The organism is Paenibacillus sp. FSL W7-1287 (assembly GCF_038004245.1).
In the GTDB taxonomy this organism is placed as follows: Bacteria; Bacillota; Bacilli; order Paenibacillales; family Paenibacillaceae; genus Pristimantibacillus; species Pristimantibacillus camelliae.
In genome coordinates this window covers 1,223,855-1,246,929 of the sequence record NZ_JBBORD010000001.1, presented here as the reverse complement: position 1 = coordinate 1,246,929, position 23,075 = coordinate 1,223,855, and the positions used below count along the sequence as shown (strand labels likewise).

Here is a 23,075-nt window from a genome sequence, read left to right as displayed (position 1 = left end):
GTTAATGATTATTGACCACTAACCGATTGATACCATTCATTAACTTCCTCTGTAATCTGTTTTCCACCTGAGGAATACCATTTCTCAACAAAAGCATCGTATGCATCGATTGAAGTTTTTCCATAGATGATTTGTGAGAATGTGTCATTTTCCATCTTAGATAGAATATCGTTGTTCATCTGCATCGTTTTCGTTGGTGCACCTGTAAACATTTGCGGCATAACGATGTCCTTCTGAGCCATTACAATTGTTGCTGCATCCAGCATCGGTTGCGGCACACCTGTTTTAATCTTTTTCTCAAATGGTGTTGATGGTTCTTCCCCGCTTGCAAGCTTTGCTAATGTCGCCATGTTTAAGCTTGGAATACGCGCCCCATCGAACGTAAGTGTATATTTCTCAGGTGCATATCCGCCCGTTAGTGCTGAATCCGTTGTTGGCACGCCATCAACCACTACCCAGTCATAACCCTCTGCCAAGCCGTATTCGAACTCACCGCCAACCTCAGGATTCGCGTAGTGATCGAATAGGTAGTTTTGGTACGTAAAGAACGCTTCTGGATTTTCCATATCTTTATTAATAAGAATTACACCATTACCATTAGATGTTCCACGTCTGCCTGCTTTTCCATCAGGTCCTGAAGGAATAGGATACGCTTTGTATTCAGCGTCAGGATTGTTTCTTTTCACATCCTCAAGCGGCCATGACGGCATCCAGTGAGGACCAACAACGATACCTGCTTTACCTGCAGTGAACTCTTCAGCAGCTTTGGTCTCATCATAAAGGCCAGCTTCCTCTGACATATACCCTTTGCCCATCCAATCCTGCAGCAATGCCAATGCTTCCTTGGTTCCTTCGCCCACTGAACCGTATTCCAATGTTCCGTCTTCCTTCATGTTCCATTGATTCGGCATGGAACCAAATGCACCGAATATCCAACCAGCGTCAGACATCCATGTATTGATCGCATTCTTGAATCCAATCGACAAACCGTACGTATCCTTTTGACCATTACCATCTGGATCTTGATTAGTGAACGCTTCCAAGATTGGCTCTAGATCTGCTAGAGTCTTCGGTTCTTCAAAGCCAAACTTCTTCATCCAGTCCTCTCGAATCCACATTACAGGGTCACCGTTATAAGCGAAGTCAAGAATCGGAATACCGATTCGTTTGCCATCCTCCATGTACGGATACCATACCGTTGGATCTTCATTGACCGCTTCTTTCCAAACATCACTTGCATACTGATCGAATAGTTCGCCAGCATCCACAAATTTACCAGATTCGATGAGCTCTCTTACTAGATTAAATTCACCGCGATAAGATATAATATCTGGCATTTCAGCATTCGATGCAAGTGACAAGCGTAGCTTAGTCTCAAATGCATTATTCGTTGAAGGTGATATCCATTGATTTTTTAGTTCGATACCTAGCTTTTCTTTTGCCCACTGCGTATGAACGTTATTGTCTTGATCTTCGCCAGACTTAAATTTTACATCAGGTCCCCAAGGACGCAAATAACTGATTGTAATTGGCGGATCATATTTGCCATCCTTTAACTCAACACTCGTTGTATTTGTTGATGTTGAATTAGATGGGCTTGTCGCGTTGTTGCTCGGCGTATTATTCGCACCATTCCCGCCACAACCAGCTAGTATGGTCGTCATCGCTAATGCGCCTACCAATAACATACTGCTCCATTTACTAGATTTCACTCTGTTCAACTTTCATTCCCCCAGTCATATAATGTTATATACAAAACCAATCATAATGAATGTCCTGATAGCTGCCCATACTAACATTGCAACATTTATTGCACTAATTTAGGATATTAAAAATTGAATATGCGTTGTTTAAATAATGCTATTTCTATTAATGAATAGTAAGATGATTGCTCAATGAATGCTAGACTAACATAACACAAAAAGCAGCCTGCTAGGGCTGCTTTTGTGTTATGTTAGTTACTCGTATATTTTACCCAATCATATTCAGCGTACAATGGATTAGCTCCGTTATAAGGACCTAGCCAATCATCAACACCTGTACCATTCCATATATTCATCATAATTTTACCAGGTGTACTCGGTATATTATTCGTTGCTGTATGCTTTAATACCCCATCAACATACCACTTAATATATCCCGGCTGCCAATCAAAGGCATACGTGTGAAAGCCCTGTGATGCATCAAAGCCAAGATCAACTATTTTCTCATTGCCGCCAATTCCATTCGTGAAATAATTGAACTGCACCTTGGTCGTATCCTTGCCTAGAAATTCAATATCAATCTCATCCCATTGTGTACCATGAGCTGGTCCTGTGTAGGTGAAAAAAGAGGAAACAATTCCTGTGTTTTTAGCAGGCTTCATACTTACCTCATACAAGCCATACCCATAGGTGTTCGTCGAACGATACTCTCCACAATCAAATTGATTGTAGGCCGAGCTTGTTAGCCCGAGTCTTAGCTTGCCATCGTGGGTAAAGCTGGCGTTATTACTACGCCAAGTACAATTGAACATGCCGCCATTGGAGTAGCCATTTGCTTTTTCCCATGTCTGAGAGTTATGGTACGTTAGTGGTTCCCAAAACACAAACCCTGCAAATACATTAACCGCAAAAAATAGTGAGATAACACTCGTTGCAACTAAAGTAATCCAAGTTTTCTTCTTCATCTTACACCTCCATTAATGATTTCACCTTAATTCTAGAGTGATTAAGTAGGGGACTCTATAGCAAACTTTTAATATACATGTTCATTTTCTAAGCAAAGAGGATGACTCCTCGGTCAAGTGCGACCTTCAGAATCATCCTCTTACGAACACTTTACAGCAATTCACACGCTGCAAAGCTTAATTATCTCAAGCTTACTTCCCCCAATATTGCTGGGCAATTTTTTGTCCTTGATTGATCTTCAACCACTGCTCCGCTTCTGTCAGCTCATTACCACCATCGCAGGAAGCAAATCCACATTGGTGTGAAAGCAGCAATCTATCCTTATCAATAATGCTCGCTGCTTCATCTAGCATTCTTAGTACACGTGCTTCATCATCTAGCGTATTCGTCTTAGACGATAGCAGGCCAAGTACAATCTCCGTATTAGGCTTGTCTTTAAATACAGCCAATGCTTCAAGTGAACCAGCACGCTCATCATCCCATTCAAGGAAGAAGCGATCATAGTTCAGCTGCTTTAAGAACAGGTTAGCAATCTTAACATAGGAGCCGCCACCCATATTGCGAGAGTCGTAGTTACCGCGGCAGTTATGGGTCCACATTTTCAAGCCTAAGCTATGTCCGTAGTCGATTAATGTGTTGTTTATGTCAATGAATTCTGCAGCAAGTGCTTGTACTTCCTCTTGATTAATTTGCTCGCCCGTATATGGAGAATTCGGGTTGTCATCAGCAAAGAGCTCCCATAAGCAGTCATCAAACTGTAGAATCTTTCCTCCAGTTGCAGCATAATCCTCAACAAACTCCTTGTAAGCTTTAACTAGACCGCTCTTTAGCTCCTGACGATCCTTATAAACGGCTTCTGCTCCACCAATATTATCTGACCATGACAGCTCTCCATAAATATGGGATGGAGAAGGCACGCATAGCTTCGTTTCTTGATCTCCTGCAAGTGCTTGAAGCTTTTTATAGATATGAATAAAATGATGATTTTTTCCGCTTAGCTCACCTGTAATGCGAAGGCCGATATCTTTACGCGTCTCATATTTCGAGGTGCCGTCTATATCTCTGAAGAAGTAACCATGGTCTGCAATATAGCGTTTAATTCCTTGGAAGCCCCACACAAAGTCCAAATGCCACATTGACTTTGAATGCTCTCCATCTGTAAGCGGGGTGATACCATGCTCGATTTGCTTATTAACTACAGCATGAATGGAGCTTGCTTCGCATTGCTCATATCCTTCAAGCTCATTATAGAATGGGTAGCTGATATCGTCACGATGCTCGATTTGAGCCTTATATTCTAACAAATCTGCTGGACGCAAAAGGCTACCAACCAATTGAAATTTATGTTTATTACACATAGAAAAAACCTCCTCAGCTCGTACATGTCTGTTGTATTGCATTGATTGTAGCATGGAAGATTATTGTATAGGTAACATCTAAAAGTCATATCTAGTTATAGCTAAAAGCTATAGCAAAAATGAAATAAAAGAAGAGCATTCATCTCAAGGATGAGTGCTCTATTGTCATATTTATCCCTATGACAGCTTCCAGCCAAAGTCATCATGATAAATCATCTGCTTCGTCATTCCACCATCAATACATATATTCTCTCCAGTAATAAATCCTGCCTTATCAGAGCATAAAAACAACACCATGTTAGCAATATCCAGTGGATTCCCTACTCGACCTGCCGGGTGCTGACGGGCATTTGCCCCTTCGTACTCTACATAATCGGTGTCAATCCAGCCTGGAGAGATGGAATTCACTCTGACCTTCCCCGCAAGACTTACTGCAAGCGAATGCGTTAAAGCTGCTATACCACCCTTAGCTGCAGTATAGCTTTCGGTGTTAGGCTGGCTCATCCGATCTCTGCTGGAAGAGATATTAACAATGCTAGCTCCTTCTGTAAAATGCTCTCTAAATAGCTTTGTCAGCATAAATGGCGCTGTCACCCCTACACGGAGAGCGTAATTAAACTCTTCGTAGGAACAGCTATCTAATCCTTTGGACAATGGCAAGGCATTATTGATAAGATAATCCACATGACCATAATCAGTTATGATCTTTTTCGAAAAACGTACTAACGTCTCCTCTTCGCTAATATCTCCTTGGAAGTATGGATTTTCTTTTACATCGATAACACCTACCTTTGCACCTTGTTTCTCAAACTCATCACAGATACATTTCCCAATGCCCTGTGCTCCACCTGTTACAACGACAACTTTATTTTTGAATGACATAAACATCCTCCATTCTAAATGTAATCATGTTATAGAGTAGTATAAGCTGCAATAATTGTGGTTTAATGGAACTTAAGACACGTATACCATAAAAAGGGTTGAACATAAATATGTCAAAACGAAGAGTTAGCAAGTGGATTATATATATGATCATTTCAATGTTAGCCATTACTGGGCTGCGCCTCATCTGGCTGCAATATTTAAGTTCATTTAATTATATCGATAAACCAGTCGCTGTGCAGGGTGTGCTTGATTTACGAGGCTGGCAGTTTACAGATCGACACACACTTCGCCTAGATGGAGAGTGGGAGTTCTTCCCTTCACAATTCATTATGGACGATAGTGAGAAACCTCAATACCTTCAAATTCCCAGTGAATGGAAAGATGCATTTGCGAGTAGCGAGCGTGAGGGGGACGAGCACTCCTTCCGTTACGGCACGTACCGATTGACAATCTTATTAGATGCAGACCAGAATCAATCCTTTAGTATTAGACTAAAAAATACATCTGCGGTTTATGCCAATGGGATTTTAGTTGCTCAGATGGGACAACCAGCAACAACTATTGCTGATTATCAAGCTCAGAACATCCCTTATACCGCAACATTCACACCGAAAAATGGTCAAATTGATCTTGTTATACAGCTATCTAGTGATGCTGCAACAGGGGGCATTACAAATCCCATCCGGTTTGGTACGGCGGAGGCTCTTCAGCTGCGCATCTCAATCTCAGCCGCCCTACAGTTACTATTATGTATCGTTATATTGATTCATAGCTTATATGCTTTAATCCTGTACTTCATGGGATCGAAGAACAAAGGTTTATTTTATTTTTCATTAATTATGATCTGTGCACTGTTCAGTGTATTAGTCGTAGATGATAAGCTGCTATTTTTCTGGTTTGATGCGAATAATTACTGGATCATTAGACTTTTTTATCTTTCCTATGTCGGTGCGGTTGCCTTTATCCCACCCCTGTTTCACCATATACTCCCTGCTTATTTAAATATAAAAATATTGCGAGCCTTTGGTAGTTTATGCGGTGCATATGCCGTGTTTATTCTACTCGCTCCTACTGATCTGATCACTGCATGGGGAAGAATTCTTGCGATCATATTAATCTTATCTGTCATAATCTCAGCTTATATTTTATGGAAAGCACTGCGTGACAAAGAGGATATTATTTTCTTATTGCTTGCCTGCTTGTTTCTCGGAACGAATGTAGTCTGGGCGGTAGCAAATTTTTATTATGGAATCGAATTTATCCATTATCCTTTTGATATCATCTTTGCCCTCATTGCTTTCTCGGCATTTTGGTTTAGACGTTTTTTCCATGCAACAGAAGCAACGAAGCTATTGACGAAGCAGCTGCAGGCTGAACATAAGCGCAAGGATGAATTTTTAGTGAATACTTCACATGAACTAAGAAATCCTTTGCATGGAATTATTAATATTACACAATCGATTCTGGAAGATAACCAACGACCATTGCATCAAGAGCAGCAACAACGTCTCAATCTGCTCATCCATGTCAGTAAACGTCTGTCGTTGATGGTAGACGATTTGCTTGATGTAACAAGGCTAAAGGAAAACACCATTCGCATACAATCGACTGCTTTTCAATTACAATCCGTCGTCTCTGGTGTGTTCGATATGGCGAAAATCATGTTGTCAGAAAAACCGATCAAGCTCATTGTAGACATTGATGATTCATTCCCTCCTGTTCAAGGAGATCATAATCGAATCATTCAAATCCTTTTCAATCTCGTGCACAATGCTATAAAATACACCGATGAAGGCTCGATTATTATTCGTGCGGCTACCATTAAACATATGGCTCACATTCAAGTAGAGGATACCGGGACTGGCATTGAGGAGAAGGCACTTCAAAGCATATTTCTCCCCTATGAGCAGGCAGAGCGTAATGAAATCCGGGCAGGCGGAGGATTCGGCCTAGGTCTAAGCATATCCAAGCAGCTCGTTGAACTGCACGGCGGGACGTTAACCGTTCAATCAACGCCGGGTAAGGGTTCTGTGTTTACGTTTACGATTCCTTTGGCAACCGATTCTTCCGAAGCTTTAGAGTCTGCTGAACAGTTTACCGCTGCAGCCATTTCTAATGCAGATGACATCGTGACGAAACAGATCGATCGTGCTGAGATAAGCTTGGAAGCTCAAGATATAAAACCATTGATATTAGCTGTTGATGATGACACGATCAACTTAAGCATCCTTCGCAATATGCTTGCAGCTGAGCAATATGATGTCATTACAGCGACCAGTGCTCAAGAGGCTCTGGACGTACTACAAAACGAACAAGTTGATCTCGTGATCTCAGACGTCATGATGCCACACGTGTCAGGGTATGAATTAACACGAAAGATTCGTGAACACTTTTCGATTGTGGAACTACCTGTTCTACTCCTAACAGCACGAAGCCGTACGCAAGATATTGTTACCGGCTTCCAATCTGGAGCAAATGACTATATCGCGAAGCCTGTTGATGCATGGGAATTACGAGCTAGAGTGCAATCATTAACGAATCTAAAGCTTTCACTTAAGGAACGCCTTCGTCTGGAAGGGGCTTGGCTGCAATCTCAAATCCAACCTCATTTTATATTTAATACATTAAATTCGATTGCTGCCTTAGGGCTAGTAGACTTCAACAAAATGCAAGTGCTGCTAGAGGAGTTTAGTCATTATTTACGCTTAAGCTTTGATTTCCATAACTCTGATCCAATCGTTCCTCTAGAGCGGGAGCTAGCACTTGTTCGTTCATATCTATATATAGAGAAACAGCGGTTTGGTGATCGTTTGAATGTGCAGTGGGATGTCGATCCTGCGCTCGACTTTTGCTTGCCTCCTCTCTCCATTCAACCACTCGTAGAAAATGCGGTCATACATGGTGTGATGAAGAGAGTAAGTGGTGGTACCATCTGGATACGGATAACAAGCAAAGATGAGCATTACGAGGTGTCGATTCAAAATGATGGAGCAGGAATGACGGAGGAAGAACGAAGCCGATTATTCAGCCAAGCAAGACACTCTAATAAAAGAACTGGAGTCGGATTAAAGAATACTGATCGACGATTAAAACAGCTATATGGCCAAGGACTAACCGTAACTAGTACACCTGAGTTAGGTACGACGGTTACCTTCCATATTCCGAAATAAATTTCCACTAATCGCTTACTTTTCATTCAGCTTCCTCCATGGATAATATCTCGGTTATCAATGGAGGAAGCTGTTCTTGTCGCTCTATTATAATGTATTAACTACAGCCTTTAACCACTTTGCAGTAGGTGTCTCTGCTTGGAGCATTTCTTCTGGTGTACCTTCAAATATGACATGCCCGCCTTGCTTACCTCCACCTGGCCCAAGCTCAATGATCCAATCACTCGCGGCGATAAAGTCTAGATTGTGCTCGATCATGATGACGGAATTCCCTCTATTTACAAGCGTTTGAAATACGTCTAGTAGCTTTCCGTTATCCTCTGCATGCAGGCCTAATGATGGCTCGTCTAATACGTAGGTTTGTCCTTCCTTTTGTAGGTGGCTTGCGAGCTTTAGCCGCTGAACCTCTCCTCCGCTCAGCGAACTTGTCGTTTGCCCTAAGGTAAGATACCCCAATCCTACGTCCCTCAGCGTATTCACTCTTTTTATTATCTTCGGGACTGTAAAGTAGCTCATCGCCTCATCTACCGTTAAAGCTAAAATTTCTACTATATTTTTAAGTTGGTACCGATATGACAGTGCTTCGTCTGAATATCTCGAGCCACCACAAGCTTCACAGCGAACCGTCACTGGATCTGCAAAGGCTACATCAGGTAAGATCTCTCCTTTTCCTTCACAGACTGGGCATGCTCCTAGAGAGTTAAAGCTGAACAAACCGGCAGGTTTTCCAGTTTCCTTTGAAAATATGTTGCGAATATCGTCCATAATTCCCATATAGGTAGCGAGAGTCGAACGAGTAGAGATGCCTATGCTACCTTGCCCCACCATGATCGTATCTTGGTAGCGATCTGGGAATGCTTCTGTCATTAAGGAGCTTTTACCTGAACCCGAGACACCACACACAGCGACGAGAACATTTTTAGGAATATTTAAGCTAATGCTCTTTAAGTTATTGTTACTTGCCGCATCTATGGAAAAATAACTGTACCTTCGCCTTGGATTGTTATTTACAGATAGCGCTTGGTGTAGGATGGCTGCAGTTGGCGTCTGATGTAGACCTTCCAGCTTTCCTTGATAGATCACCTTTCCCCCGTAAACACCTGCTCCAGGGCCCATCTCTATGATCTCGTCCGCTGCTTTAATAACGGATAGATCGTGTTCGATGACGATGACCGTATTATGTTGTTCCTTTATGCTTTTTAACATCTGAATCAATCGTTCCACTTCTTCTGGATGAAGGCCCGCACTTGGTTCATCGAATATATATGTAATATTGTTTAAGCTGCTTCCTAGATGACGTGCAATCTTTACTCTTTGGGCTTCCCCGCCAGACAGCGTTCCTACTTTTCTTGAAAGGCTTAAATAACCAAGCCCCATATCGATAAGCTGCTGGATATGTGGAATCGCTTGCCATGCAATCACTTCTCCCATTGGATCTTGTATGCTACTTAGTTCGACTAGCAATTCTGTCAGCTCTAGTTGATCGTATTCTGCTATGTTTAAGCCACGTATCGTACATTCTAATACTTTAGGATTGAGACCGGAGCCTTGACAGGTCGGACATAAAGCGTGTGTAGAAACGGCTAACACATCCTCCTGAGACACTTCCTTTAGCTTGGTCACATCTCTATGGATATAGAGACGCGTAAATCTAGGCAATAGCCCATCCCACTCATGAGGCTGAGGCCCGTTCTTCGTATGAAACGGCGCATATACCTTCTCCCCCTTCGGAGGACCAAATAATAGCAGTTGGAGTTTTTCCTCGGAATAGTCCTTAATAGGCAGATCTGGATCAAATAATCCGCCCGTTATCATCCATCTGCCCTGCCAGCCTGATGGCGATAGCGGCTTAAACTTAACTGCATAATCACGCAATGACTTTTCGAAATCAACCAGCTTATTAAGATCCGGGGCAACAACTTCGCCAAAGCCACCACATGCCGGACATCGACCGAAGGTGCTTTGACTAGAAAAATCGGTAGCCGAGCCAATCGGCGGCGTTCCTATCCTTGAAAATAGCAATCGAATCAGTGGATCGATATCCATATATGTACCTACGCTAGAGCGGGTATTGCTTCCAATCGCTCGTTGTTCAACGACAACGACTGGGCTTAGATTCTTCATCAGATCAGCGTGCGGCCTTTCATACCTTGGCATTTGGTTTCTTACATAGAGCGGATAATTTAACGTCATTTGCCTTCTACTCTCTGCTGCTAATGTATCAAAAACAACGGAGCTCTTTCCTGATCCTGAGAGACCGGTAAATACGATTATTTTTTGTTTCGGTATGTTAAGATCTATATTTTTTAGATTATTTTCCTTAAGCCCTCTTAGTATCATCTCGTCATTCATTGGCGACACCTCATCAATCTATATCATATTAAAATGGCTCTAACCGCGAACAAAGCCGCTAATTAGAGCCATTATACTTTATTCAATTGGTGGTGGTTGCTTTTGTTGCTTTTTTGTTGATGTTGACCTTTGTGTTGCTCTTGTCCATATGCAGCTGTACGACCTTATTCATCGATTCCTGCTTACTGTAGTATTTCCCTTTCGTAAACAAAGCAATCAAAATCGTTAGTATGGACGCTAATACCGCAGCAAAGAAGGTCGCGGTGTTTTGCAGGAAGGTTCCCATATGGCCTAATGCAGCAATCGTACCGAGAACACTTGAAATGACTAATGGTACAACGCCAACTGGGTTCCATTTATATAATTTTTCTTGTCTCGCTTCATATTCTATCGGAGCGATCTTAAGCAGTTTCTTCACTACTAATGCTTCTGTAACTAATATAGCAGCCCATGCCATTAGAAGGACGCCTTGGAAGGTCATTGCACTTCCTAGATGATCCAATATGCCGCCAAGCATTAATGCAATAGCTGCGACACCGGATACAACAACCCAAAAACGACGATCGGGCTTGAAGCCAAACATATTTTCAAAGAAGTTAGATAACGATAACGATGCGCTATAAATATTGGTTACGTTTATACGCAGCTGCGTTAGCATGGTAAACACTACTCCACCTAATCCAAGCAGTGTGACAATGTAAATTCCCGGGTTAGATTCACCTAATTTTACGCCAAACCATACCCCAAGTAGACCCATAACCCCAAAACAGAAAATTTGAGGAATAAATCCAATCATGATGGATCCTAGTTTAATGTCTTTTGGTTTTAGGAATCGTGCGTAGTCAGATGCGATTAAAGCTGTTAATCCCATAATTCCGTGCTGCATTCCAATACATAGCAGTAATGCTGTACCACCTATTTGCACACCTTCTGGTAGATACGCCCAGAAATGTCCTTCGACTTGCGATGGTGTGTTGAACGCGACAATAATTGTAATCACTAAAAAGATACCGAAGATAGGTAACGACCATTTTTGTAATTTATCTAGTTGTTTAATGCCGAACCAATTTAGCGGGATGACTATTGATCCAAATACGATAATCAGAAGCCATAAAGGTATTGCGGGGAAATATGCGTGTACTGCGGCTACAAGGATCATACCTTCAAATGCACAGTACATAATAAAATTCGATGCGTATATAAATGAAGTTAACGAGGCACCGATATATCCAAAGCCTTGTCTGGACATAAGGTTGACGTTCATCCCTGATTTCGCAGATAAATAGGCAATTACTGTACCTAATACTCCGGCTATCACGATGGCATAAATCGCTGATATAATAGCGTTCATCGCGCCATACTGAAGAGCCATTACGCTGCCAGTTTGAAAATAGAAAATAGCAGTGGCAATACCAAATGTTATGTTGGTTACACTGAACCAACCCATATTGCGTTTTTCTTGTGGAACTTGATCAAATGAATAATCGTCTTTTACTTGTTCTTGTTCTGTGGGAGCAGTAGTTTGGACTACACTCATGCAATCTTCCTCTCTTAATGCCCCACATTCTGCCCTTCCCTTAGTTGCAACGTCACATTCACACCCCCTTTTCTAGATTAAATCCCTATACTAAGAGGAACAGAATGTGTAAATTACAGCATGTAGTTTATAAACATTCTACCTAACATTGTTACACATTTCACAAATATATTCAAGTAAATACAAATTCCATTTATTTAAAGAGACTTGTAAAACAAAGTATCTTTTATATGCAAGACTATACTTTTGTAGGTTTACATACTGTAGAAAAGTGCAAATTGAATCTATTGTCGAAACCTCGTTGACCATCATCGTCCAGCAGGGATGACCGTTCGAGACATGAAAGCGGTAGGTCTCTTTTTTCAACCGGGGGTTGAATATTATTAAATATAAAATAAGAAGTTATTGTTTCGTTCGTAGTGTTTTCAATAATATTAAATTATATAAAGGAGCGTGTAAGATTTGATGAGGGATAAATTAGCAAGAAACATAAGCATATACCGCAAGGAAAGAGGACTTACGCAAGAAGGACTTGCTCAAATACTCGGACTTTCTTTTCAAGCCATATCCAAGTGGGAAAATGCACAGACAATGCCTGATATTTCACTACTACCTCAGTTGTCAAAAACATTAGGAGTAAGCATTGACAAGCTTCTTGGGTACGTAGCGCAAGACAGACAGATTACGATTTATGAGGAAGAATATAAAACACAAGAATATTACTGGGGGAAGGAGCCTAATAAAGCGTGTTATCAAGTCTTACAACTTATGCCGCCAACAAAACACTTAAAGCTACTAGATGTTGGTTGCGGTGAAGGAAAGGACGCAGTATTCTTTGCACGAAATGGATATGATGTTAGCGCGTTTGATGTTTCGGACGCAGGCATCGAAAAAACAAGAAGTCTTGCAGAAAAGGTCGGTGTTCACGTTAATGTCTTTAAGGCAGATATTTTAGATTATCGACTTGATACGTATTATGACATTATCTTTTCTAGTGGTGTACTGCACTACATTAAGCCTGATTATCGTAAAGAAATATTTAATAATTATAAGCAGTTTACAAATGAAAATGGCATGCATGTCCTCAATGTGTTTGTAAATAAGCCCTTTATTGCTCCACCACCTGAAAATGAACCCAATGCTTTTAAGTGGCACTCAGGTGAATTACTGACATATTACAACGACTGGCTCATTAAGGATAGCTCAGAAATTGTTTTCGATTGCAATTCATCAGGCATTCCTCACAAGCATGCCATGACAGAAATGATTGCACAAAAGATAAGCTCATTATGATAAAGCTGCTATAACCCAACACAAATAACTGTGTCACAGGAGGATAGTGTTTGAAGGGCGTTCTATATAAAAAAGAGCCCATCAACCCAACTAGCCGGTTGATAGGCTCTTAACTACATTCTATTCTACCTTATAGCTTATTGAACAAGTTCAAGATGGCTTGCGCCGTTTCGGCGCGGTTAGCGTCGGAAGCAGGATCGAAGATTCCGTTTCCTTTACCTTGCAGAAGTCCTGCTGCGATAGCTTTATTCACTTCTTCTACTGCCCATGAAGAGATGCTTGAGCCATCCTTGAAATCGGCTGAAACAGTCTCTGTAATCAAGCTGTTCTTGTATTCATAAGCGCGAACGAGCAGCACCGCCATTTGTTCACGGGTGATTTTCGCGTTTGGATCGAATGTAGTTTCTGATACTCCCGTAATAAGCCCCGCTTCATAAGCGATGGCTACTTCGTCCGCATACCATTGGCCCGCTTGCACATCTTCAAACGGAACAGAGCTCGCAGCATTCGTCAAGCCTAATGCACGCACTAGCAAGGAGGTAAACTCCGCTCGAGTGGTAGGCCCATTAGGTGTGAAGTGTGTATCGCTTGTGCCGTTAATGATATGCTTCGCTGCTAGCACCTCCAGCGTCCGAGCAGCCCAATGGTTCGAAGGAACATCTGTGAATGACTTCGAATACTCCAGCACTGCATAGTTGCTCAGATGCTCAAGCGTAACCGTCACGGTATGGTTAGTGGTATCTACGCTACCTCCTACGTACTCCCACTCTTTGCTATCTTCATTGTAATAATAAATGCCTATCAGGTCTTCATCAGCCTTTTCGTTATAAGGCAAAGTGATTTCAACACCACCGTCAGCATTATTGATGTCGATGACTTGATCATTGTGCTTCAGCTTAAGCGTAATGTCGTAGATTACGCCTGCAACTTCCACACGCGCTTGACCACCTTTAGCTGGAGCATTCGCAATATCAGCAGCAGTTACTGGTGCAACAGTGACTTCAATGCTCGCTCCAGGCGGATTACCCGCTGCAGTCAGCCATTGCTTTAGTGCATCCGCTTGTACCGTTACAACTGCATTTGCGGCTTTCACCTGCAGAGATAGTCCACCGATATCCTGTACAGCAATCGACTTCGATGAGACACCGCTGCCCAGCTCCACAATCGCTTTGTCTCCATCCTTAACAACATCAGGCTGAGCTGGTGTCGATGGTGTTGACGGTATTGATGGTCCTGGATTGCTCGGAGGATTAGTTGGCCCCGGATTGCTTACTGGTGTCCAATGTGCATAGAAGGTGCCCCCTGAGGCAATTGACCACTCGCCCATAAATTCTCTAACTCCGTTACTGTTGTAATACTGTTGTCCCTCTCCGTTCGTGTCTGCGTAATAGCCTTGGAAGGAATAGCCTGGCTTTTCAGGACGGCTAATGCCAAGTGGTAATTTGCCGCCATAGTTAACCGATACGAATTCTGTTCCGCCTGTCCCATCTTGGGAATCAAGTGTAATATTGTAAGTATTCGGTGTAAAAAGGGCATAAAGAGTTAGATCGCCAACAGAGTTAACAGCAATACTGTTGAGACTAGAGCTCGGTATGAATTTCGAGTCGATGTACCATCCGTTAAAAATATAGCCTTCCTTAGGGCTCGGTGCGCTCAGGCTAAACGTCGCTGTTTCAACGTTATAGTTGTCTGGCGCGCTGTCTGGCATGTCTGCAGGTGTTCCATTGTCTATATAGTTAATGCCGTAAGTTACGATTTCCCACTTAGCGAAAAGCTTCGTCGGTGCCGTTACGGTGTCAGATTCAAAGTTCCACTCATGCTCGTAGTTAGAATCTTTATACCATCCAGCGAAAGCATAGCCATTTCTAACTGGCTGTTCTGGTTCGGTGATGCTACCTCCATCCACCACATTGGCGATCGACATGACTGGACTGCCGCCCTGAGGATCAAACTCGACTAGGAATTTGTCAGCCTCTAACTCGATCCACCCGGCATAGAGAGTCAGCGCATAAATAGTGTCACCGCCGAGATTGTTGATTACAGGAGTATCGAAATTATACTCATTTTCAAAATTCGAATCCGTATACCATTTGCCATCAAAGAGATAACCGCTTCGAGTCGGGTTAGTTGCCGGTCGAGTTGCTTGTTCTCCATCGCGAACATATTGATTGTCAATTAGGCTACCACCCGATGTGTTGAAAATGACGCCGTTGCGTCCAGGTGGGAATATACCACTAGCTTCGATGCCAATATTGTCGCCTGCAGTAAAGGCAGTATCCCAATCAACGCCATTGTTGATACCAAAGCCTGAGGCTCCATTGCCATAAAAGTATAATTGCTCATTGTTGAGCATAGAAGCACTGATTGCTGGTTGACCAGTTTGTTGCCCATTTGCGTTATTAAATATGATTCCACCAACGGCAGCCCGTGGCATGTTAATCTTGTACCAGTGAGTGTCCTCGCCATTGTATTTCATTCTCGTCATCGTACCTCCAGGCCATCCACCAAACAGCTCTGGATTAAAAGTGTAAACCCTAACTCCGAGAGGATGTTCACTCCATGCTTGGAAATCCTGATTGCCATTGATAGAGAAATAAACATTGACGTGTGTTGGCTCTTCAACTGGAGGGGCGATTACGCCTTCAGATTCGTACCACATATAAGTAAATTCCCTAGTAATCCAATCTCCTGAAGCGATTTGACCTATCAGCGTGACGATAATAGGCTCGTTGTAGTTGGCTTCCGCGCTAATGATCTCGTCATTCTCAAATTCCTTAGCATCGCCGTTATTAATGGCATACATTGCATTGGTCACATTAACCGCCGACATTCTGAGCTGCAGCTCATTGCCAGTATATTTGTTCCCAGCGATTACATCGTCATTGCTCGGAAAGGCAGCCAGAATGGCTGGGTTAGCACTCTCTCTGTCCATTAGAACTACAAGGCCTGGGTTTGTACTGGTGTCTGTGTTAGAAACTTTTGCGGGATTACCAGGTATTACTCCACTGATTCTGCCATTTGATACGGTAAAGACATTGGTTTGATCCAATGCGTTAACATAATGTCCATCCTTTAAGAATTTCACAGGTACACTGCCTAGAACGCGATCGGTTGTACTCGTGTTGAGAAGAACCGCACCACCACCGTCCTCGAATGTACCACGCTCGATCATAACGGCATTGCTACCGAGGCTTACCAGATTCTCATCAAGACCGGCCATAGCATTATGGAACTTATTGATTGCCACGACTTCGGGATGACTCCACTGCGGCTTGCTATTGGCTACGTGATCTGCAGTCCGTACGCTGATGCTTCGGCTCCCATCTTCATTAATATTACGGGCAAAGAATAGTGGGGAAGCGTCCTTGCGAGCGGCAATCATTGCCCAGCCCTGTCTGATCTGCTTCGGACTGAAGCCCATAGACTCCCCTTCGTTGTTGTAGGTATCGTGGGATTCAACCCAAGGTACTAAGCGGTCAGCTGTTAGACCTTCCGCTGAGTAATCCGCCCATTTGTCGAGACGGCCGACATCTCCTACTTCTAGGACGCCACGTACGTGATGCCCGTACATGGAAGCGGTCATGTCAATGTACTTAGCATAGCCCGCCATTCTGTCGTTGCTTGGATCTCCTCCTTGCAGGACTTCTCCATACTGGAAGTTTTCCTTGCCCTTCTCCTCAAAATAAGCCTTAGCGGCACCAGTTACATTTTTCACATAATCACTGCTGAACTGTCCTCCAGGATACTTATCATTGCTTTCACCAGCAGTTATGCTCGCTGGAGAAGGTATGTCATCGTCTAGCTCAATATGCTTAATGGCATCATAACGGAAGCCACTCGCGCCAGCGTCGATCAGGTCCTTTAAGTAAGAGATAAAGGATTCTTGGACAAAAGAGCTGTGTGTGTCCAGATCTCGCAGCCCACCGATCATCTCAGGCTGAGTTAAAAGAAAACGGTCATTATACCCTACGCTGCCGCTCACATTATGGAAGTGTGTGTCATCATTCCAAGGGTCATGAGCGTTGCTTTTACTGCCCATATGGTTAGGCACAACGTCTACTATAATTTTGATACCTAATTTTTCTGCGGCTGACGTCAGGCTGACAAAGGCATCCCTGTCGCCGTATCTATTGTCTTCGCCTCCAGCGATCATATTTCTAGGTTGATACGCAGCATACCATTCGGCCCCAGAACCAACGCCCATGATCGGAGAAGTCTGTATCGCAGTGTACCCAGCGTCAGCGATAGCCTGCAGGTTCTCCTCTATAACATTTAAGTTCCAGTCAAAGGCGTGCAGTATAACCCCATCACGAATTTTTTCTGGAGTGGACGACGCTGCCGTTACTGAGGCTTCCGATAAGGATTCAGCCCGGGCCGTCGGCATCATAAAGACCGAGCTCAACAGCATCAAAGCGAGCAATAAACTTAGAAAGCGCTTTCGATTTGGTAGAATGGTTTGTTTCATATAATAGTCTCAATCTCCTTCTCATAAAATGATTATTCCAGCTTTAAAATCACTTTCTCACTAGACTTTCCTTAATAACTTTGTATATCACCGCCTTCGTAATCAACTGGATGTAATCGCATTCAAATTAGCTCATTCGATTACCCGCGTGATGACCAATGCTCGCTCACCCACTTTATACAGTGAAGATATCCTATCTAAATATACCACTGTAAAAATCGCCCCAAGGTAGAGAGTAATTGCGAGTATAGTCGATTATTTATGCAAAAAAATGTTAGTTGCGAAAATTATCTACCTGCTTTTTGTCTAAATGCCTAACACGGTCGATTCATCACATAATAAAAAAACTGCACCTCCAATTGTAAAGTGTGTCTAGTAATTGGGGTGCAGTTCATTGCTGGTGGGTTTAAATTCATAGAAAATGACTATTCGTAGTCCCGGAGCAAAGTCAGCGTTACGCAATGGATACCCCCGCCTAGCTTGTATATCTCATCCACTTGTACAGGTATCGTCGTTATACCTTGTTGCTCCAAAAGTTTTATCGTACGAACTCCACTGCTGCTGATCACGACGCGACCAGGGGCAACCGTTAGTGCGTTGATCGTCAGCTCTGGGTCCTGCGGATCTACATGAATCAATTGTATGTCGCGTTTATGAAGCTCCTCCAAAAATCTAAAAGGCAGTAATGCTGTTTGAACAAGCGCTTTATTGTGGTCCACCATAAGAAAAGCCTCGTCCAGATGGATTATTGTTGATGGCAAATCGATTGAAATTAGTTCGATATTTTGAAGCGATAGAATATAACGAAGTTGTTCAACGCCCTCCGCATTAATACGTTCGGATAAGCCAACAATGGCAGTGGTGGAGTTCAGCATTGTGAAGCTTCCTCCCTCCATATACCCATTACCTTGTATCGTGCCAAGAATAGGCATGCCTTGGCGAGTTATCGTTTGGGCCATCATAGGAGTCTCCCCATAACGGATATAAAGCGCTAGCCTGGTAAGTATGATTCCAGAAGGGATAACTATTCCTAAATCCCGTGTAAACAGCCTCTCTGGCCAACCTCCAGAGTCTCCCTCCAAAGGAATAATCTCAATACCTTCCTTTATGAGTGCTTCTTGCAGACCATCAAACTGAGCCTGCAGCACTTCAAGATTAGGCTTTTCATTCTTTTGATCACTCTGCGGTGTTGTCCCAATAATTGATTCTATCAATACAGGTCCCGATTCAATATTCTGCGCTGAACCATGCAGCTGCATAATTTCTTGTCCTGGCCTATGCATGACTACCTTTCTAACTTTACTAATTGCGTCGGATACGCCCCATGCTTCTCCCCATATGTCTCGTAGTAGGTTTTTTTCATAAAAGTTTGAAGTTACTCGTTTTCGGGATAAGTATTTTTTCTTCATCACGTGCCTCCTTTTCGTAGTACCCATTGTAACCAATTCACTTGCTCGGCAATCCAGCTGAGAGGTATAAGAAAAGCCAAAGCGTTAAACCGCTTTGGCTTTAATCATCGCATGTCTCCACTTCGTTCTAGTCAAATTTACATTCTTGAAGTGGAATGACTTTGGTCTTGTACACAAATTTATAGCCTAGCCATATAGCCAGGAATAACGGAATTCCGATATAGGAAACAAGCACGCCATACCAATCGATCGTTTCTCCAGTAAATGCTTTAAAATTTTGGCCTATAATAACGACCATACATAATGCAAAGGCAAATAGTGGACCAAACGGGAACCATCTGGCTTTATAAGGAAAGTCATTTATATCCCGGCCTTGTGCAACATATGCCCTACGGAAGCGATAATGACTAATTGAGATGCCAAGCCAAGTAATAAATCCGCACATACCTGAAGCATTTAGCAACCACAAATACACTACCCCATCACCGAAGAAGGAGGCTAAAAACGCAAGCATGCCGATTGAAGTAGTAACTAGCAGCGCATTAATAGGAATACCGCGTTTATTTAATTTCTTCAGAAACTTAGGGGCCTTTCCTTCTTTGGCAAGCTCCCACAGTACACGTGTAGATGCATACATCCCCGAGTTTCCAGCAGACAGCACCGAAGTCAATATGACAGTATTCATAATTGCAGCTGCAAATGCGAATCCTGCCTTTTCAAAGACAAGGGTAAACGGACTAACTGCAATATTTTCAATGCCAGTTTGCATCAAGCTCGGATTGGTATATGGAATGATCATACCTATCACGAATATGGTGAAAATATAAAAAATGAGAATACGCCAAAATATTTGTTTTATTGCTTTCGGTACATTCTCCCTCGGGTTCTCACTTTCACCCGCTGCAACGCCGACAAGCTCAGTCCCTTGGAAAGAATAACCGGCTGCCATAAAGATACCAAGAAAGGCTAGGAAACCACCATGGAACGGTCCACCGTCTAGTGTGAAATTACTGAAGCCAGCTGGCTTCGAGCCGCCCATTATTCCAAATATCATCAGCACCCCAACAGCCAAGAAGATGATGACAACAGCAATCTTGATCAATGCAAACCAATATTCCGATTCACCATATCCTTTAACGGACAGTAAATTCAAACCAAAAATAATGGCAAGGAACAGTAAGCTCCATAGATAAGAAGGACTATCAGGAAACCAATATTTAATAATAAGCGTTGCTGCTGCAAGCTCCGAAGCTATTGTAATCGCCCAGTTAAACCAGAAATTCCAACCTAAGGCAAATCCCAAAGAAGGATCAACGAAACGGCTCGCATACGTGTTAAAAGATCCTGCTTCTGGCATATAGGTTGCAAGCTCTCCCAAACTCGTCATTAGAAAATATACCATAATACCTACCGTTAAATAAGCGAGGAGAGCTCCCCCCGGACCAGCTTCTGCTATTGCACTGCCACTAGCAAGAAACAAGCCTGTGCCAATGGAGCCTCCAAGTGCAATCATGGTGAGATGACGAGCCTTGAGCCCACGTCTCAGCTGCTTTGGCTCAGTTGAATGGTTTGATGACATTAAAACACTCCTTAATCATGATGTCGACCCATTGTTCTGGAGTGTGAAACCAAGAAGAAACTTTTACACTTCCTTCAGAACATACATTTCTTACGGTCAAAAATAAAAAAAACGATCACAGAGGTGAACGTTTTATATCATTCCCATCTTATCTTCTTTGAAGATAGCTCATCACAAATCAGATTTGTGACAGTTCTGCGCCTTCCGGCAACAGTCCCAGCCCAATTGCCCAGAGCAGCAATCAAACTTCGGCGGTAGTTCCTTTCAACAAGCTTCAATGACGTTCTCTGCGTCTCCACTGGCTTACTTCTAAAAACCGCGACCTCTACCTCACCGTTTGATATGATGAGGGCTGTATTCAATTTATTTTTACAACAACATTATAGCGAACAGTAAGAAGGTAAACAATGGTATATAAAGTATATTGACGCTATTGGCTTTAATCTCGCTTATATAAGGGGAATTATAGACAAATCCCTCCCTATCCGTATTGCATATCAAAAGCCCTCTCACAAAGGATTGGGCTTTTTGATATAGGTAAATGTGGCTCGGTTAGATTATTTCTTAATTAGCAGCACAACACATTCAACGTGTGAGGTTTGTGGGAACATATCAACGGGCTGTGCCCATTTAAGCTCGTAGCCGCCAGCGAGCAGCTCCTTGCAGTCCTTCGCAAGCGTGGACGGATTGCACGACACATAAACAAAGCGCTCAGGCTTTGCTTTAAGCACAGCTTGAATGAGCTCAGCATCAAGGCCTGTCCGTGGTGGGTCGACAACGATGACCTCAGGCTTAATACCTTGCGCTACCCACTCCGGCAGGAGGCGTTCCGCTTGCCCCTCATAGAACAGCGCATTGTCGATGCCGCTATACTGTGCATTCGCTCTTGCATCCTGCACTGCCTCAGCAATTACCTCGATACCGCGCACCTCGCGTGCCTCTGAAGCTAGCCATAGGCTAATCGTACCCGTTCCGCAATAAGCGTCGATCACAAGCTCATTGCCACTAAGCTCTGCTGCTTCCTTCACTGCCCCATACAGCTTAATCGTTTGCTCTGGATTCAGCTGGAAGAATGCGCGTGGAGACAGGGCAAATTGAATCGTACCAAGCTTCTCTGGTAGTCGTTCCTCTCCCCACAGAATCGTTGTCTTCGGTCCAAAAATAATCGAGCTTCGCTCTTTATGAACATTGTGCGCAATCGAGATCACTTGTGGCAGCTCTGAACGCATTCGATCTACCAGTCTACGCTGGTCAGGAATACGGTCAGTCGCCGTAACAAAGGTAACCTGAAGCTTTCCACTCGCTTTAGCTACACGTACAACGATTGTTTTGATTACACCCTCGCGTGTACGTTCTTCATAGGGTGGAATATTAAGCTCCTTAATTATATGCTTGATTGATTTATATACGTCGTTAATAGACTGCTCCTGTACAGTACATTCACTAATATCAAACAGCTTATGTGTCCCTTGTGCATACAGTCCCGCTACAAGCTCGCCTCTTTGCCAGCCTAGCTGCAGCTGCGCCTTGTTGCGGTAATGCCAAGGATCCTCCATCCCGTATATTGGACGAAGCGGCAGCTCGGTTATTCCTGTATATCGTTGAAATGCCTCGCGTACAATCTCTTCCTTTGCGCGAAGCTGTGTCTCATACGTCATATGCTGCAGCTGACAGCCGCCGCATTGCTCATACACTGGACATGGCGGCTCCTGACGAGATGGCGATGCCTTCTCAATGCCCGTCAGCTTTGCCTGTAAATAGGAGCGTTCGACCTTCGTAACTTCTGCCTTTACGACTTCATCCGTTATTGCACCATCGATAAAGACTGCTTTTCGCTTATAGTAGCCGACACCTTCTCCATTAATGCCGATTCGCTTAATCGTAACGACGATACGGTCACCTACTAATACATCTTCTGCTGATGCTTTGCTCACATGCTGCTTGTTCTTATAATGGCTGGATGCTCCCGGCTTACGGTTCGAGTTTCGATCCTGCTTGCCTAGACTGCTGCGCTTCTCATCGTTCATGGGGCGCTTATGCTCAGCATCCATCTGCCCCTCGTATCTTCTACCTTTATCCTCGCTCTTACGATTTTTGTGACTGCCACTACCGTTCCCGATGCTGCGTGACTTCATACGATTCTCACTGCTCTGCGAGCTTGCATGAGAAGGACGATCACCTCTATGTGTATTCGCGCTAGTATGGTTGTCACGACGATGCTCATCACGGTTAACACTTCGCGGCTTCTTATTCGTTGGGCCTGATTGCTGTTTCATCTCGATTCCTCTTTCATCCGTACTCTATAATAAAACGTCATAATATTGATTATAGCTTATTCTGTCCTCAGAGCCTACAAAC

At 43.2% G+C, this 23,075-nt stretch carries 12 protein-coding genes and 1 riboswitch; of the genes, 2 read left to right on the top strand and 10 right to left on the bottom strand.

Going from position 1 to position 23,075, the window contains the following annotated elements; translation table 11 throughout:
- Positions 1-8 precede the first annotated feature (8 nt).
- From NSQ99_RS05670 to NSQ99_RS05655, 4 genes are all read right to left on the bottom strand, one after another.
- Positions 9-1,688, bottom strand: a complete 1,680-nt coding sequence (locus tag NSQ99_RS05670) for an extracellular solute-binding protein (RefSeq protein ID WP_445670538.1) — start codon at positions 1,686-1,688, stop codon at positions 9-11.
- A 266-nt stretch (positions 1,689-1,954) separates the two neighbouring features.
- Positions 1,955-2,668 (bottom strand): beta-glucanase, encoded by a 714-nt coding sequence (bglS, locus tag NSQ99_RS05665; protein ID WP_340835666.1) that lies wholly within the window; start codon positions 2,666-2,668, stop codon positions 1,955-1,957.
- A gap of 192 nt (positions 2,669-2,860) precedes the next feature.
- Positions 2,861-4,027: a cobalamin-independent methionine synthase II family protein gene (locus NSQ99_RS05660; RefSeq protein ID WP_340835665.1), complete on the bottom strand. Its 1,167-nt coding sequence runs from the start codon at positions 4,025-4,027 to the stop codon at positions 2,861-2,863.
- Between the two features lie 177 nt (positions 4,028-4,204).
- Positions 4,205-4,909, bottom strand: a complete 705-nt coding sequence (locus NSQ99_RS05655; RefSeq protein WP_340835664.1) for an SDR family oxidoreductase — start codon at positions 4,907-4,909, stop codon at positions 4,205-4,207.
- Between the two features lie 146 nt (positions 4,910-5,055).
- On the opposite strand from NSQ99_RS05655, the gene NSQ99_RS05650 reads away from it, so the two are divergent.
- On the top strand, positions 5,056-8,082 hold the full coding sequence (locus NSQ99_RS05650) for a hybrid sensor histidine kinase/response regulator (RefSeq protein WP_340835663.1): 3,027 nt from the start codon (positions 5,056-5,058) through the stop codon (positions 8,080-8,082).
- 87 nt (positions 8,083-8,169) lie between these two features.
- Here NSQ99_RS05650 and NSQ99_RS05645 read toward each other — a convergent pair whose 3' ends face one another.
- Positions 8,170-10,434 (bottom strand): excinuclease ABC subunit UvrA, encoded by a 2,265-nt coding sequence (locus tag NSQ99_RS05645; RefSeq protein WP_445670481.1) that lies wholly within the window; start codon positions 10,432-10,434, stop codon positions 8,170-8,172.
- A gap of 82 nt (positions 10,435-10,516) precedes the next feature.
- Positions 10,517-11,971: a purine-cytosine permease family protein gene (locus tag NSQ99_RS05640; RefSeq protein WP_340835658.1), complete on the bottom strand. Its 1,455-nt coding sequence runs from the start codon at positions 11,969-11,971 to the stop codon at positions 10,517-10,519.
- Between the two features lie 465 nt (positions 11,972-12,436).
- On the opposite strand from NSQ99_RS05640, the gene NSQ99_RS05635 reads away from it, so the two are divergent.
- Positions 12,437-13,264 (top strand): helix-turn-helix domain-containing protein, encoded by an 828-nt coding sequence (locus tag NSQ99_RS05635; RefSeq protein ID WP_340835656.1) that lies wholly within the window; start codon positions 12,437-12,439, stop codon positions 13,262-13,264.
- Positions 13,265-13,394: 130 nt separating this feature from the next.
- Here NSQ99_RS05635 and NSQ99_RS05630 read toward each other — a convergent pair whose 3' ends face one another.
- The 4 genes from NSQ99_RS05630 to rlmD form a co-directional block, all read right to left on the bottom strand.
- Positions 13,395-17,672 carry an InlB B-repeat-containing protein gene (locus NSQ99_RS05630; protein WP_340835653.1) on the bottom strand — a complete coding sequence of 1,426 codons (4,278 nt, stop codon included), beginning with the start codon at positions 17,670-17,672 and terminating at the stop codon, positions 13,395-13,397.
- A 482-nt stretch (positions 17,673-18,154) separates the two neighbouring features.
- Positions 18,155-19,138 carry a dimethylarginine dimethylaminohydrolase family protein gene (locus NSQ99_RS05625; protein ID WP_340835652.1) on the bottom strand — a complete coding sequence of 328 codons (984 nt, stop codon included), beginning with the start codon at positions 19,136-19,138 and terminating at the stop codon, positions 18,155-18,157.
- 127 nt (positions 19,139-19,265) lie between these two features.
- A complete protein-coding gene (locus NSQ99_RS05620; protein ID WP_251667713.1) occupies positions 19,266-20,717 on the bottom strand; it encodes an amino acid permease in 1,452 nt (483 codons plus the stop codon).
- 156 nt (positions 20,718-20,873) lie between these two features.
- Positions 20,874-21,053: riboswitch (Lysine riboswitch) on the bottom strand.
- A gap of 221 nt (positions 21,054-21,274) precedes the next feature.
- The gene (gene rlmD, locus NSQ99_RS05615; RefSeq protein WP_340835649.1) at positions 21,275-22,993 is read right to left on the bottom strand and encodes a 23S rRNA (uracil(1939)-C(5))-methyltransferase RlmD; all 1,719 of its coding nucleotides are present in this window, start codon (positions 22,991-22,993) and stop codon (positions 21,275-21,277) included.
- Positions 22,994-23,075 lie beyond the last annotated feature (82 nt).

Bases quoted from the DNA above. Each gene is read 5' to 3' on its own strand.
- NSQ99_RS05670 (WP_445670538.1), bottom strand. From the start codon at position 1,688: ATGTTATTGGTAGGCGCATTAGCGATGACGACCATACTAGCTGGTTGT.
- bglS (WP_340835666.1), bottom strand. From the start codon at position 2,668: ATGAAGAAGAAAACTTGGATTACTTTAGTTGCAACGAGTGTTATCTCA.
- NSQ99_RS05660 (WP_340835665.1), bottom strand. From the start codon at position 4,027: ATGTGTAATAAACATAAATTTCAATTGGTTGGTAGCCTTTTGCGTCCA.
- NSQ99_RS05655 (WP_340835664.1), bottom strand. From the start codon at position 4,909: ATGTCATTCAAAAATAAAGTTGTCGTTGTAACAGGTGGAGCACAGGGC.
- NSQ99_RS05650 (WP_340835663.1), top strand. From the start codon at position 5,056: ATGATCATTTCAATGTTAGCCATTACTGGGCTGCGCCTCATCTGGCTG.
- NSQ99_RS05645 (WP_445670481.1), bottom strand. From the start codon at position 10,434: ATGAATGACGAGATGATACTAAGAGGGCTTAAGGAAAATAATCTAAAA.
- NSQ99_RS05640 (WP_340835658.1), bottom strand. From the start codon at position 11,971: ATGAGTGTAGTCCAAACTACTGCTCCCACAGAACAAGAACAAGTAAAA.
- NSQ99_RS05635 (WP_340835656.1), top strand. From the start codon at position 12,437: ATGAGGGATAAATTAGCAAGAAACATAAGCATATACCGCAAGGAAAGA.
- NSQ99_RS05630 (WP_340835653.1), bottom strand. From the start codon at position 17,672: ATGCTGTTGAGCTCGGTCTTTATGATGCCGACGGCCCGGGCTGAATCC.
- NSQ99_RS05625 (WP_340835652.1), bottom strand. From the start codon at position 19,138: ATGAAGAAAAAATACTTATCCCGAAAACGAGTAACTTCAAACTTTTAT.
- NSQ99_RS05620 (WP_251667713.1), bottom strand. From the start codon at position 20,717: ATGTCATCAAACCATTCAACTGAGCCAAAGCAGCTGAGACGTGGGCTC.
- rlmD (WP_340835649.1), bottom strand. From the start codon at position 22,993: ATGAAACAGCAATCAGGCCCAACGAATAAGAAGCCGCGAAGTGTTAAC.